13 protein-coding genes are annotated in these 14,357 nt (G+C 42.7%); all 13 read right to left on the reverse strand.

From position 1 onward, the window contains the following. Positions 1-4 precede the first annotated feature (4 nt). The 13 genes from D8797_RS00650 to D8797_RS00715 all read right to left on the reverse strand — a co-directional run bounded on the left by D8797_RS00650 (position 5) and on the right by D8797_RS00715 (position 14,334). Complete coding sequence (locus D8797_RS00650) at positions 5-850, reverse strand: SAM hydrolase/SAM-dependent halogenase family protein (RefSeq protein ID WP_015605665.1); 846 nt, start codon at positions 848-850, stop codon at positions 5-7. A gap of 225 nt (positions 851-1,075) precedes the next feature. Continuing rightward, positions 1,076-1,669, reverse strand: a complete 594-nt coding sequence (locus D8797_RS00655; RefSeq protein ID WP_125378886.1) for an MptD family putative ECF transporter S component — start codon at positions 1,667-1,669, stop codon at positions 1,076-1,078. A gap of 512 nt (positions 1,670-2,181) precedes the next feature. Beyond that, positions 2,182-2,874 (reverse strand): methionine ABC transporter permease, encoded by a 693-nt coding sequence (locus D8797_RS00660; RefSeq protein WP_125378887.1) that lies wholly within the window; start codon positions 2,872-2,874, stop codon positions 2,182-2,184. 1 nt (position 2,875) lies between these two features. Beyond that, on the reverse strand, positions 2,876-3,940 hold the full coding sequence (locus D8797_RS00665) for a methionine ABC transporter ATP-binding protein (protein WP_005591808.1): 1,065 nt from the start codon (positions 3,938-3,940) through the stop codon (positions 2,876-2,878). Then, the gene (locus D8797_RS00670; protein ID WP_125372465.1) at positions 3,930-5,306 is read right to left on the reverse strand and encodes a M20/M25/M40 family metallo-hydrolase; all 1,377 of its coding nucleotides are present in this window, start codon (positions 5,304-5,306) and stop codon (positions 3,930-3,932) included. Before D8797_RS00670 ends, D8797_RS00665 begins: the two co-directional genes overlap by 11 nt. Positions 5,307-5,512: 206 nt before the next feature. Continuing rightward, the gene (locus D8797_RS00675; RefSeq protein WP_045500767.1) at positions 5,513-6,388 is read right to left on the reverse strand and encodes a MetQ/NlpA family ABC transporter substrate-binding protein; all 876 of its coding nucleotides are present in this window, start codon (positions 6,386-6,388) and stop codon (positions 5,513-5,515) included. A gap of 86 nt (positions 6,389-6,474) precedes the next feature. Further along, the gene (locus D8797_RS00680) at positions 6,475-7,308 is read right to left on the reverse strand and encodes an amino acid ABC transporter substrate-binding protein (protein ID WP_005592302.1); all 834 of its coding nucleotides are present in this window, start codon (positions 7,306-7,308) and stop codon (positions 6,475-6,477) included. Between the two features lie 204 nt (positions 7,309-7,512). Further along, the gene (locus D8797_RS00685) at positions 7,513-8,649 is read right to left on the reverse strand and encodes an amidohydrolase (RefSeq protein ID WP_125372467.1); all 1,137 of its coding nucleotides are present in this window, start codon (positions 8,647-8,649) and stop codon (positions 7,513-7,515) included. A 109-nt stretch (positions 8,650-8,758) separates the two neighbouring features. Beyond that, positions 8,759-9,853: a DUF4352 domain-containing protein gene (locus tag D8797_RS00690; protein ID WP_185780816.1), complete on the reverse strand. Its 1,095-nt coding sequence runs from the start codon at positions 9,851-9,853 to the stop codon at positions 8,759-8,761. A gap of 454 nt (positions 9,854-10,307) precedes the next feature. Then, positions 10,308-10,868, reverse strand: coding sequence for a hypothetical protein (locus D8797_RS00700; protein ID WP_125378889.1), 561 nt, complete (start codon positions 10,866-10,868; stop codon positions 10,308-10,310). Positions 10,869-10,897: 29 nt separating this feature from the next. Further along, positions 10,898-11,308 (reverse strand): peptide deformylase, encoded by a 411-nt coding sequence (locus tag D8797_RS00705; protein ID WP_125378890.1) that lies wholly within the window; start codon positions 11,306-11,308, stop codon positions 10,898-10,900. Between the two features lie 80 nt (positions 11,309-11,388). Next, positions 11,389-12,288, reverse strand: a complete 900-nt coding sequence (gene scrK, locus D8797_RS00710) for a fructokinase ScrK (RefSeq protein ID WP_005591797.1) — start codon at positions 12,286-12,288, stop codon at positions 11,389-11,391. A 159-nt stretch (positions 12,289-12,447) separates the two neighbouring features. Then, positions 12,448-14,334, reverse strand: coding sequence for a sucrose-specific PTS transporter subunit IIBC (locus D8797_RS00715; RefSeq protein ID WP_125378891.1), 1,887 nt, complete (start codon positions 14,332-14,334; stop codon positions 12,448-12,450). Between the last annotated feature and the right edge of the window lie 23 nt (positions 14,335-14,357).

A 14,357-nucleotide genomic window follows, 5' to 3' on the forward strand; every position in this document is an offset into this window, starting at 1 on the left:
TCCTTTAATTTTCTATACGTTTAATCTCAATATGCCATTGAGCACCAACACCGACATTGTAGGCCTTGGCAAAGGAACCTTGGTTGATAGCCAAGCCCACCCGATAGAGGGAATTGATGTACAAAATCGGCTGACCAATACGGACATCCGCAAAGGACTTGCCATAGGTCACTTGGTTTTGATAAACCAACATATCATTGTTGTAAATGGTGACTTCAAAACGGTCACCAAAGTTGGGCTCTAAGGTACAGAATTCCTCACGCGTAATCGAAGTCCAAAGGGAACCAAAGCGAACATCCAAAATATCAATGGCTCCGCTGACCAAATTATCCGCCAGCCTTGTTTCCACAACAGGGATTTCAACAATTTCTTCGACACTCAGTTCTGGACCAACTTCCTCAAAACTGATGTGGCCGCTAGCCAGCTTGGCACCTGTGTAGGCATAGACATCTCGCCCGTGGAAGGTATAAGAATGCTCGGTATTCTTGCGGCGATTTTCCACTTCTGAAATCTCACGAATAGCTACGATACCGACATGCTTTTTGATAAAGGACAGAGTACCATTATCAGGTGTCACGATATATTGATTTTTACTGGTCTTAGCAACCACGCTTTTCCGCTTGGAACCCACTCCCGGATCCACGACCGAGACAAAGGTCGTTCCCTCTGGCCAATAATCTACCGTTTGAAAGAGACGATAACTACCCTCAAAAATATTGTAGGGGGTGATATCATGGGTCAAATGATGGATTTTCAGCGTTGGTGATTCCTCCAAAGCCACTCCAATCATAGCCGACACTGCTCCATCTACCAGACCGAAGTCCGACTGCAGCACTAATATGTTGTTCATCTTATTCCTCCCAGGCCTTGAGCCTGATATTCTCCAAGTCTTCTAATCTTACCAAAATTAGGCTCTTTTCGCTAGAGCTGGAGGCATAGGATTTTTTTATAACTGTCTATTTCTCAAAGATATAGCATGCAAGCTAGGGCATTTCTGGATCCAACTTATGTCAGAATAATTCCTTGAGCAAGCCGGGATAAGAAAGTCCGGAAGCTTTCGTCTTGCTTAACTTTTTTATGACTGAGAATCAGCTTTTTCACTGCGTTTCTTTACCAGATATTGACCGAGCAGACCACCGATTAAAGCACCTGCCACTACCATCACGATAAAACTAGCAATGGTCGGGAAATCCAACGGCAACAAAATCCGATTGATGTATTCTGCTGTCTTGCCACGCGCCACCAAGCTATCAATATAAGCTCGCCGCGCTAACCACATGAGGATAATAGGGCCTGAATTGACAAAAGAGAAACAAACAAAGGAAAGCAGATTCAAGAATTTATTTTCGTATTTGCCTAAGCCTGCAATCGTGTCCGCCAAGAGACCGAACACCAAGCCCGGCAGACCAGCAATCATAAAATGACCAGACAGGAGGAAAAAGCCTCCCATTATTAGGCCTACTAAGCTGATCGCTCCAAATTTTTTAATCTTGCTTTGCAGCAACATATAAACGCTTCCGCCAAAAACTGCAGCAAATACTGGAGCATAGAGCATATTGCCAGCATTGTCAAAAAAGTGCCCTACTAGTACTCCTAGTCCGACACAGAGAAAGTAGAGCAGAGTAAAGACTCCCGTCCATTTTAACTCTTTCAGTGTTAACGATGTCATTATCGAATCCTTTCTAATTGTGAAGCTAAAACTTCATAAAACTATTGATAGCTATATCCTTGATACGTGCAAATGCGCATTTCATGCTTTGCCATCCTTCCTGCAGGAGGAAGTTCTAGCAAGGTTTGTAGATCTAGCATCCTTGATAAGCTTTCTTCCTAGGAAAACTAGTTGTTTATTAAAGCAACTTTCCTCGGCATGGGCAAAATCCAGCACTGCCAAGAAGTAATGTATTATGCTATTTTTCTATACTTAGCTTTATTTATTATAGCATTATGAAAATAGAATGTAAATTAAATTTTCAGACTTTTCAAAAGATGATAGCTGACAAAAGGAGGCTGGGACAAAAGTCCTAGCCTCTAAATTGTCTTTGGATTGTCGAGCAAGACGCAGTGGTTGAGTGGGCTCTACTACGCTGATTTCATCAGCTTTTACAGCCCTACTCAACTGTGCGGAGGTGGGACGACGAAATCGAATTCTAACGAATTACCGATTTCTGTCCCACTCTCTGTCTAGCGATGACTGATCTTTCTAGTTAGGAAATCTCCCAGAAACTGGATAAAGAAGATAAGAAACAAGAGCAAAACAGTCGCTAAAATGGTCACATCTTGGTTGAAACGTTGATATCCGTAGGCAATCGCCACATTTCCAAGACCGCCTGCACCGATCGCTCCCGCCATAGCTGTTTCACCAACTAGCGAGATTAGGGTCACTGTTGTCACCCGAATCAAATCTGGCAAACCTTCGCGCAGATAAACACCGATGATATCCCATGAGTTAGCTCCAACCGCCTGCGCTGCTTCAATCACACCGCGATCTAATTCTGATAGAACCACCTGCACCTGACGGGCAAAGAAAGGGAAGACCGCCAAAGATAGCGGTACCAAAGCCGCTGTTGGCCCAATCCCTGTGCCCACAATCATCCGTGTGAAAGGATTGATCAAAGCTAGGAGAATGATAAAGGGAATTGCCCGAAAGATGGATGTGACCTTGTCCAAGATGAAAAAAGCTGTTTTATTTTCTAAAATACCACCTGGCGCTGTCAATACAAGGAAAAGTCCAGCGATCAAGCCTAGAATCCCACCGATCAGGAAGGAAATAATTGTCATATAAAGGGTCAGATAAATCGCTGTGCCCCAGCCAGCCTGACCAGCCCAGCCCATTTTATAGACGTTAGGCAAAAATGTTTTAATCAAGTCTATCAATCTAAATTCCTCCCTTAAGCACCTTTAATTCTACGCCAGCAGCTTGTAAATTGCTTTGAGCAGACGCAAGATTTTCTGCATTTCCTGACAAAATGACTACCATCTCCCCGACAGGCACATTGTCTAAAATCTCAATGTTAGCATGTAAAATATTGGCTGAAACTTGATACTGCTTGTAGATATCGTTGATAATGGCTGTATCTGTCACCGTACCAGCATACTTCAAATGCGCCAATACAGAATCTGCTGGCAGATCTTGCACAATCTTCTGTTGATTGATTTTAACCATCGCTTCAGTGATGCCTGTTGCCGTTGTGATAAAGTCTTGGGTCAATTCATTCTGTGGATTGGTAAAGATATCCAAAACCGAGCCTTCCTCGATCAATTTCCCATTCTGCATAACAGCTACACGATTGGCAATATCTTTGACAATCTGCATTTCGTGCGTGATCAGTACAATCGTCAGCCCCAGCTTTTGGTTCAAATCCTGAAGCAAGGCTAAAATTTGCTTGGTTGTTTTAGGATCCAATGCCGAAGTCGCTTCATCTGAAATCAAGATTTTCGGGTCATTGGCCAAGGCTCTAGCAATCGCCACGCGCTGCTTCTGCCCACCAGACAGTTGAGACGGATAATTATCCGCTCGATCTTCCAGACCAACCAGTTCTAAAAGTTTGCGAACCTTCTCCTCTTTTTCAGCAGCAGACAAAGTTGAGTGCTTCAAGGCAAATGCGACATTTTCCTTGGCCGTCATCTGAGCCATCAGATTGAAATGCTGGAAAATCATGCCAATATCCTTGCGCTTTTCCCGCAGTTGAGCCGCATTCAGCTGGACAGTCTCCTTGTCGTATAGGACTGTCCCATCCACAGTGATGCGACCAGCAGAGGGCTTCTGCAAAAGATTAATAACCCGCACCAGAGTGGACTTTCCGGCACCAGAATAACCCACGATACCGTAAATATCCCCCTGATTGATATGAATGGTCACATCTTCAACTGCCTTGATGACACGATTTTTCTGCGTGAAAGTGACATCAATACGGTCTAATTTGATAATTTCATTGCTCATAACTTCTGATTAACTCCTTGATTAATTCAATATGGGTATAATAATCGGCAATCTTGACATTTTCATCGCCACCATGATCCCGACTGTTGGCATTTCCCAAGCCAAAGGCAGCCATCGGAACTTCCAAAGCCTCAAAGACTGTATGCATGGGTCCTGTTCCTGCAGATGTCGGAAGCACTGAGATGCCTTCTGGATAAAAATCCTTGGCCAGTTCAATCACATTCAGGATAGAAGGGGCACTCATATCGCTACGATAGCTCATTTCTCCCAATGTATAAGTTAATTCTATCTTATCATAGCCATTTTTGTCCAGTTGCTTGCGAATCTTGTCCAAGACATCATGGGGCTCCAAGCCTGGTACCAAGCGTACTTCCATCTTGGCAGATGCATATGCTGGGAGGATGGTTTTGACTCCTTGTCCCTGATAGCCCGAACCGAAGCCTTCAATGTTAATGGCTGGCTCAAAATAGAAGCGACGCAGAAATTCCTGCCTTTCCTCCTTCAAGACTGGAAGCTGGAGGCCGTAAATTTCCTTCAACTCTTCTGGTGTCTTCAGAGCGTACTGGGCAATCAAAGCCAGCTCTCGCTCATTGGGCTCCTCTACTTGTTCATAGATGCCCTCCACTAAGATTCGACCGTCCACACTACGCAGGCTAGAGATAGCATCCATCAAGTACCAAGAAGCTGAATTAATGACACCGCCATAGCTAGAATGGATATCGACTTCTGCACTGCGAACAGACATATCAAAGGTGACAATGCCCTTATTCCCACCAGAAATCTCCAACTGACCTAGATTATTACGCGTGCCCTGCTCCCAGACCAGCAAATCTGCTCCCCGCAAATGTTTCTTATGCTTGGCCAGATATTTATCCAAGTCTGTTGAAGCCGACTCCTCTGCTCCCTCCATCATGAAGATGATATTGACTGGCAGCGAACCATGCTCTCGGATATACTTACGTACCGCTGTCAAACGCGCAGTAATGTGCCCTTTGTCATCATCGACCCCGCGACCATACATAACACCGTAGTGGACTGACAGAGTAAAGGGGTCGTTGGTCCAAGGCTGGTCATTATCGGCCGGAACCGTATCATAGTGGTGATAGAAAATGATAGTCTTGGCCTCAGGATTGTCCGACTGAAACTCTGCCAATACAAAGGGAGCCGTGTAACTGTCATCAATCATCACTTTAGCACCCGCGGCAGTGAAAATTTCTCCCAGATAGGTAGCTACCTCCTTGAGCCCAATTTGCTGGGCAAAGATAGACTTTTTAGAAATCAAGGTCCGCAACACCTCAAAATAGTGCTGGGCTACCTCATCATTTTCAAACTTTTTAATTTGTTCACTCTCAGTTGAGAAAGGCATGTGTAACTCCTACTAATCGCATCTCTTTAAAGATTATCTGCTATGATTCACGAAAGAGCAAAGACTTGCTGTCATGTAAGTCTTTGACTCCGCGTTTTAATATTGCTAAACCATATCTGTTGATAAAAACTCTAACTAATAGCAGATAAAGGGCTGGAGAAATCCATTCCCCGCCCTTTCTATCTTCAATTATTTTCTATAAAATCTTACCAAACTGGTTGATCCATACCATCTGAAGACTCTTCAATGACTTTTTTAACTTCGTCAGTATGGTAAGCCTTGATGATTTTCTTGATGGCGTCTGCCTTGTCAGATTTTTCCCAATCTTTCTTAGCAGCAATCAGGTTGTACCACAGTTTAGAATTTTCATCTGTCTTTTCTTTGTAAAGAGCGCTCTTGTAGTCAATACCAGCTTCGCGAACGAAAGTATTGTTGACAACCGCTGCATCTACAGAAGTAAGAGAAGCTGCTGTTTGAGAAGCATCCAATTCAGAAATTTTCAAGTTTTTCTTGTTTTCTTTGATGTTAGCAACAGTCGCAAGTTTAGTTGAATCCACATCTAACTTGATCAAACCAGCTGCTTGAAGAAGGTTCAAAGCACGGCTTTCGTTTGTCGCATCATTTGGTACGGCAATGCTTCCGTTTTCTGGAATATCTTTTACATCAGTATATTTGTTTTTACCATCTTTAGTACCAGAGTAAAGGCGGATTGGTGCGATATATGTATCTGCTACAGACACCAAATCAGCATTGTTTTCTTTATTCCAGTTTTTCAGGTAGTAGTAATGCTGGAAGGCATTGATATCTACATCGCCGTCACGAACTGCTTGGTTAGGTTGAGAATAGTCTGTAAATTGGGTAAACTCCAATTTAACACCTGCTTTATCCTTATCAAGGATTTCCTGAACCTTGTTCCAGCGCGCTTCTTCTGTATCGCTGAGGCTCATCACACCAACTTTTACAGTCACTGTTGCACTGTCTGCTGACTTAGCGTTTTTTGATGTTGAAGACGAGCAAGCTGCCAAACCAAATGCTGCTACAGCTAAGAGCGCTGTTGCACCAAACCATTTTTTCAATTTCATGAGATAATCTCCTTATAAAATATATTTTTTTCTAATGAAAGGGTTGTAAGTTATTTCCGATTGCCTAGGGCAAAGAAAATCAGAACTTACTTGATATCCTTGGCATCTGGCAAATAAGTACCGCCAAAGAATTCTTTTGATAATTTTTCAAGTGTGCCATCCTCATAGAGTTCCTTGATCCGCTTGTTCATGAAGGTTTGAAGCTCTTCTTGTCCTGAAGCAAGGATTGGATAGACATATGGTTGTTGGTCACTTGGAAGTTCAATCACTTCGACATTATCCAGACCTTGGTCTTTGATGATGGTATCCACCGTGATACGTTCAAAGATCTTGTAGTCTGAGCGGCCATCATTCAAATTAGCCAAGATTTGCTGGATTGTACCATCTGTGTAGTTGATGGTTGTTGGATTTGAACTGTGTTCTTCATTGTACTTTTCCAGTTGTTTGGCTGTTGAAGTACCTTGAACAACCTCAGTGGACTTGCCTCCGATATCGTCCAGCGACTTGATATTCACTCCTTTACGAACCACCAAGACGGTTGGGTTTTTAGCGTAAGGGTTGGTATAGAGGTATTTACCAGCACGGTCTTCTGAATAACTGATGTTATTGGCACCAATTTGGTAGCGGTCACTATCCAAGCCAGAGAAAACAGAAGCCCATTTGGTCTTGTTGAAGTTGACTTCGTACTTATCTGAACCTTTGAAGATTTCACGAAGCACTTCAATTTCGTAACCAGTTAGTTTTCCGTCCTTATCTTCATAAGAGAAAGGCTTAGTTGTTCCAACCGTTCCGACTTCAATCGTCTTTTTCTTTGTAGCACTATCTTTACTTGCAGAAGACGAGCAGGCCACAAGCAGCCCAACTGCAAGACTTCCTACCACAGCAGTGGCAGTGTATTTCAATATTTTTTTAATATTCATATCTCTATCTCCTCCTAAAGAGCATGTTTCTATCATACCAAAAGTCGAAAATCCTGACCATTATATATTTTTTATCAAGGTGATAGATTTTCTTTATCACTGATTCGATTATTCAAACTATTTGAAAAGATCGAAATCTTGTTTTTCTATGATAACAAAAGAAGAGAAGCTTGCCTAGTTCTTATTTCCTATGAAAGACTATAGTTATTTCTTATAGTGCTTGAGGAGAAAGAGGGCGTTTTCGACATAGTAAGGCACAGAGACCTGAAAGGCTGCATCGTCAATCGTCATGCTATCATGGTGCAGGTCAGGCGCATCTGCTGCACCATTTGAGCCGATAAAAGCAAAGACACCAGGGATTCTTTCTTGATAAAAGGCAAAGTCTTCGCCAGCTGAAGATGGCTGAGCAGTCAATAGCTCCCCGATGTTCTGGGAGTTTTCAAAAATAAGCTCGGCCAATTCTGGATCATTATAGGTCACTGGCGGAGTCTGATCCCAGACAATAGTGACCTTAGCACCGAAATTCTCCGCCGTATGCTCCACAATACGGATAAAATCTGCTTTCAAACGCTTTTGCAAATCAAGGTTAAAACAACGAATCGTGCCTTCAAAGAAGCCATTTTGCGGCAGAACATTCCAAGTCGCCCCAGCCTCAATGTGGGTCACAGACAAAACAACTGGCTCAAAGGGCGAGACAGTCCGAGAAACCAGAGCTTGGAGATTTTGAATCATGCTGGTCAGAGTCAGCACCGTATCTACTCCCAAATCTGGCCGAGCCGCATGGCTACTGACTCCCTCCACAGTCACCTTGAACTTTTCCACACCTGCCATCATGGCTCCCGGCTTCAAGGCTATTTGTCCAGCTTTTAACTGGGGCATATTGTGAAAACCGATAATCGCAACTACATCGTCCAGCAAACCCGTAGCCAGAACTTGACTGGCTCCTTGAGAGGTCTCCTCAGCTGGCTGAAAAATCAGGCGAATGGTTCCCTGTAAATCTTCTTCCATAGCCTTGAGCAACTCTGCCGCTCCCAGAAGACTAGTCTGATGAAAATCATGACCGCAGGCATGCATGACACCAGGATTTTGGCTAGCGTAAGGCAGACCGGTCTGCTCTAAAATGGGCAGGGCATCAATATCTGCTCTCAAGGCGATAACTGGTTCTCCCTGACCGATTTCGGCAATCAAGCCCGTCTCTAGGCCAGAGTCCAAGATTTTTATCCCCAAGTCTTGCAAATAACGGCTTAGAAAGGCCGTTGTTTCATACTCTTGGCCAGACAGCTCTGGATGCTGATGAAGATAATGACGCGTTTTTACTAATTTATCATAGAATTGTTTCATGGCAGGCTCCTTTACTCTACATATCTATTCTCCAGTATAACACAAAGCTAGACTAGGAAACAAAATAAAATAGAGAGCAGAATGAAGCATCTGCCCTCTCATCTTGCTATTAGGATATATCGCCTTCAAAAGCTCTGACGATGGATTCATAAGAATAATCACGCTCTAGAACCCATTTGCCATCTGTTTTGACGAATTTCAACTGATAATCGCGTTCTGGCGTAAGAAGAGGACGTGAATCCATTCCAGCCATCATATCATTAGCATAGCTCTTATCGGTAGCTTTGTAGACGTCACTCAGACTTCCATATTCAGAACGATGCTTATCATAAAAATCTTGACGGTAGGTATACATGGTTTTATTTAGACTGACCGTTCTCGGTTTGATCTTGATAACGATTGAATTTGGCATGTACTGGGCTACTGTGTAATCAATTTCTGAGCGTTTGGCATTACTTTTCACATAGGCATCAATGAAAGCGTTGATTTCATCATCACTAAAGGGATAATCATGCAATTTACGTGTGAAATCTGCTGCAAAAGCTGCTCTATAATCTTTTTTATCTTGCTCCAAATCGCCACCTAAGACCAAATCGCCTTTGTCTTTGGAGGATTTTGTCTTTGCTTCTCCTCCCAAGAAAACAGCATTGAGATAATCAGAAGCTAATTTCTTTGATTCGTCAACGTGATTCGGATATTTCGCAGGATCAACTTTTAGTTTGATGGCTTCTGCTTTTTCATCGGAGCCGTAGGATTTCTTCTCATAGTGAAGTTCATATTTCTTGCCATCTTCAACCTTAAAGACCAGATTACCAGAAAGAGTCTTTCCTTCCGCTAAATCTTCATAGCTTAGTGTTTTAAAGTTTTCTTTGTCGTCATAGACTCCGACCGGCTGGATCTTCTCTCCCTCTGAATCATAAAAACCAATGTCTGAGGAGGAAATCATAATCTTATCATTTGTTTTATTCTTAATTTCCAAAGATAAGGCCAAGTATTTTGCATCAGCTGATCCGTTGCTTGGCATAATAAACTGACCTTCTTTAATCTGGATATCAACCTGCCCATTGCTGGCTGATTTTTTAACAGTCTTCTCCTGACTTGGCTTACCAGAATGTTTTTTATTTGGACTTGAAAGCAAAGCACAAGCAGTCAAGCTCACACCTGCCACAAGCAAGGCTGTGTATTTAAATACTTTTTTCATCATTGTCTCCTTAATTTCTTAATACTGTGACTTTTCTATTTTATCATACTTGGCTAAACTGGTAAATACCGTTTGAAATTATAAATATATAAAAATGTACCTTCGCAATTGCTAGAATGACTAAGCAGCTCAAAAAACTTGAAAAGTGAAGGCTTAAATAAAATATGCAAAACGCCTATCGCCCATATAAAGAATTGCTTACAAAAAAAGAGAGTGGGACAGAGATCGGTAATTCGTTAGAATTCGATTTCGTCGTCCCACCTCCGCATAGTTGAGTAGGCCTGTAAAAGCTGATGAAATCAGCGTAGTAGAGCCCACTCAACCATTGCGTCTTGCTCGACAATCCAAAGAAAATTGAGAGGCTAGGACTTTTGTCCCAGCCTCCATTATCTTCGATCCAACTGAGATTATAGAAAGTAAAATAAGCAGATCAAATCTCTACTCTATAATAATATTTCTATGGAAAAAGCCACTTGATATGAGGAGCAAGTTGAGAAATTTCTTGATGAAGTTCATTGAAGCTAGCATTTTTCACATCATCCAAGTCCAAAGAGACCGCACTCTCCTCTTGATTTTTGGGATAGAAATATAAAATCCGACCGGTCGGTCCTGAGCTAGATCGATAGATATCGTATTCAATTTGCTCAATCTCCTGCCACAAGAAGTACTTCTCTCTTTTAGCAGATAAGCCTCTCAGCCTTATTCCCATTTCATCCATCTCTAAAATCGGTGGTTTATGATTCGAAATATAGCCTAGAACGATCATAAAAATAGCGGTTATGCCCATTCCCCAATAGAGCGGATTGAGCATATTGTTGCTTTCTTCAGTAGTCTGCCTGCTTCTTTGGTCTTCTTTGCTGGTAGGACTCCTATGAACCAGTTGATTGCTACTATTTTGACTTGTTGACTCAGGGGAGACCTTATTCATAGATACAGAAGCCATGAAAAAAAAGATACCAAAGAGTAAGGCAAAGCCCATGGCATAAAATGTATCTCCATCGCGCTGATATACTTTCATTCTATTCCTATCCTTTCCAGATATATTTCCTATATGAGAATGCCTTCCAAATGGTCCAATTCATGCTGGCAGATTTGCGCTGGAAAATCCTCTAAAGTAATGGTCTTCTTCAGCCAATTCTGATCCAGATATTCGACCGTGATTTTCTGGTAACGAATGGTTGACCGACTGCCTGTCAAGGACAGACAGCCTTCTTCCGTCTCATAAGCTCCTGATTTCTGAATGAGAACTGGATTGAACATGATCATGGGCAACATACCATACATAAAAATAATCACCCGCTTTTGGAAACCAATCATATTGGCAGCAAGACCGACACAAGACTCTCTATGAGCCAACAAGGTATCCTGCAAATCCTGAGCCAAGAATAGATCAGCTTTCGTGGCAGGAACTGATTTTTGCTGTAAAAAGAAAGGATCTTTCACAATTGCTTTTTGCATCTTTCACCTCAAATGGAAGAGGCTGGATTCCCTATCTCAGCCTCCTTCGTTTATTTGAACACTCTCAACGCCTTGTTTACTTATTTTGCATAGCGTTCGCTAATATCTTTTGCGAGGACAAAATTTCCTAGTGTGGCTGAACCATTTCCTGCGACAGCCGGTGTGACAATGTAGTCACGCACATCTGGCACTGGCAGGTAGCCATTGAGCAGGACAGTGAATTTCTCACGAACACGGTCCAGCATGTGCTGCTGTGCCATCACACCACCACCAAAGACAATAACATCTGGACGGAAAGTCACCGTTGCTTGAATAGCTGCCTGCGCAATATAGTAAGCCTGAATATCCCAGACAGAATTATTGAGCTCGATATTTTCACCACGCACACCAGTCCGCGCTTCTAAGCTAGGACCAGCTGCTAAGCCTTCCAAACATCCCTTGTGGAAAGGACAAACGCCATTAAAGCCTTTTTCTTCATCCATCGGGTGCTTAGCCACATAGTAGTGACCCATTTCTGGGTGGCCTGTCCCCCCAACAAATTCACCACGTTGGATAGCACCAGCGCCAATTCCCGTTCCAATCGTATAATAAACCAGATTTTCAATGCGACCGCCAGCATTATTGCGGGCTACAACTTCACCATAGGCAGAGCTGTTGACATCTGTCGTAAAGTAAATAGGCACATTCAAAGCACGACGAAGCGCTCCTACGATGTCTACATTTGCCCAATGTGGTTTTGGAGTTGTCGTAATGTAGCCATATGTTTTTGAATTAGGGTCAATATCAATTGGACCGAAAGAGCCCACTGCCAGACCTGCTAAATTATCAAAACGAGAGAAAAACTCAACCGTTTTATCTAACGTCTCAATCGGCGTGGTCGTAGGAAATTGTGTCTTTTCTACAACATTAAAATTTTCATCACCCACAGCACAGATAAACTTCGTTCCACCAGCTTCTAAACTTCCGTACAATTTTGTCATTTCAAACACCTCTTGTATTCTTTATACTCCATTATAGCATATTTCCATATTGGAAATGGCTCTATATTTTAGATTTTCCTCTGTAAATCTTAGCACTCAAGTAAAAAACGAACAAACATAAGTTGTTCGTTTTCCTTTGTTGACTTTGTCTAGCTAAGATTAAGCTTTCACTTCAATAATCGCATCGCCTTTAGCAACCGTTCCTTCTGCTACTGGAGTCACAGAAGCGTAGTCAGCTGTGTTAGTCACGATAACCATAGTCGTGTCATCCAGACCAGCTGCTGCGATTTTAGCTGAATCAAAAGTTCCAATAATATCGCCAGCTTTGACTTTAGAACCTTGAGAAACTTTTTGATCAAATCCTTCGCCATTCATAGACACTGTGTCAATACCAACGTGGATCAGGATTTCAGCACCATTAGCTGTCTTCAAACCATAAGCATGGCCTGTCGCAAAAGCAATTGTCACTTCTGCATCGGCTGGGGCATAAACAACACCTTCAGTTGGTTTAATCGCAATCCCTTGACCCATTGCACCACTTGCAAAGACTGGATCATTAACATCAGCTAAAGCAACTGCACTACCAACGATTGGAGAAATGATTGTTTCATCTTGGAGAGCCGCTGGAACATTACCAGTTGTTTCTTCTTTGACCAGACGCTCTGTAGTAGCATTCGTAGCAACTTCAGCTTCATCTTCGTAACCAAACATGTAAGTAAGGGCAAAACCAAGAGCAAATGATACAGCTACCATGAAGAGATATTGGAAGAGTTGTCCATTACCAATGTAAAGCATTGTACCTGGGATGATGGTGATACCATTACCAGTACCAGCAAGGCCAAGGATAGAAGCCAAGCCACCACCGACAGCACCAGCGATCAATGAAAGGAAGAATGGTTTGCGGTAACGCAAGTTAACCCCGAAGATAGCAGGCTCTGTAATACCAAGGAAGGCAGAAAGAGCAGCTGGGAAGGCAAGAGTTTTAAGTTTAGGATTTTTAGTTTTGACACCAACAGCAACGGTTGCAGCACCTTGAGCTGTCATAGCAGCTGTGATGATTGCGTTGAATGGGTTAGCATGGTCAGCTGCAAGCAATTGCACTTCAAGCAAGTTGAAGATATGGTGTACACCTGATACGACAATCAATTGGTGAACTCCACCGATCAGCAAACCACCTAGACCGAATGGCAAACCAAGAATAGCTTTTGTACCAATAAGGATGTAGTTTTCAACAACGTGGAATACTGGTCCAATCACGAAAAGTCCAAGAATTGACATCACCAAAAGGGTTACAAATGGTGTGACCAAAAGATCCAAGACATCTGGAACAACCTTACGGACAGCTTTTTCAAACTTAGCTCCGACAACCCCGATAATGAAGGCTGGAAGAACAGAACCTTGCAAACCAACGACTGGGATGAAGCCGAAGAATTTCATTGCAGTCACTTCACCACCAGAAGCAACAGCCCAAGCATTTGGAAGTGAGCCTGAAACAAGCATCATACCAAGAACGATACCAACGGCTGGATTTCCACCGAATACACGGAAGGTTGACCAAACCACCAAACCTGGTAGGATAATGAAGGCTGTATCTGTTAAGATTTGAGTATAGGTCGTTACATCATCTGGAAGTGTCATACCAAGGGCAGTTAACAGCCCACGAACACCCATGAAGAGACCAGTTGCTACGATAACTGGGATGATTGGTACAAATACGTCACCGAATGTACGGATGGCGCGTTGGAACCAATTCCCTTGCTTAGCAGCTTCTGCTTTCATGTCATCTTTTGATGAAGTCGGCAAACCTAAGGCTACAACTTCGTCATAAATCTTATTAACCGTACCTGTACCAAAGATGATTTGGTATTGGCCTGAGTTAAAGAAAGCTCCCTGAACTTTTTCTAGGTTCTCGACAGTATTTTTGTCGATTTTACCTTCATCTTTAACCATGACGCGCAGACGAGTCGCACAGTGGGCTACACTGTTAACGTTCTCACGTCCACCCAAGGCTTCGATGACCTTTTTTGCAATTTCAGTATTAGTCATTTGCAAAAATCTCCTTATAAAAA

The organism is Streptococcus cristatus, from assembly GCF_003944225.1.
Lineage (GTDB): Bacteria > Bacillota > Bacilli > Lactobacillales > Streptococcaceae > Streptococcus > Streptococcus cristatus_K.